This window comes from Bacillus cereus group sp. N11, from assembly GCF_016483605.1.
Lineage (GTDB): Bacteria > Bacillota > Bacilli > Bacillales > Bacillaceae_G > Bacillus_A > Bacillus_A toyonensis.
Genome location: NZ_JAEHBN010000109.1, coordinates 1 through 236, shown reverse-complemented (window position 1 = coordinate 236; position 236 = coordinate 1). Strand labels below are relative to the sequence as shown.

Genomic DNA, 236 nt, shown 5'->3' with positions numbered 1-236 from the left:
GAGGTCGTTCTGCTCCTCCGACTTCGCTAGCTGGAGCTCCGCCTGGAGCTCCAGCACGACGTGGAGGTCCTCCAGAATGTCCTGTAGGTCCAGTTTTGCCGGTAGGTCCAGTAGGCCCTGGAGGTCCACCAGAAGGTCCGGTTACTCCAGTTATTCCAGTAGGTCCAGTAGGCCCCGGAGGTCCAACTGTACCAGGCAATCCGGTAGGTCCGGTGGGGCGTGGAGGGGGGGGCGGT

At 62.7% G+C, this 236-nt stretch carries 1 protein-coding gene; it reads right to left on the bottom strand.

Annotated features, from left to right (window positions below):
- A partial coding sequence (locus JDS98_RS29895; protein WP_199634650.1) for a hypothetical protein occupies positions 1-236 on the bottom strand: 236 nt, incomplete at both ends.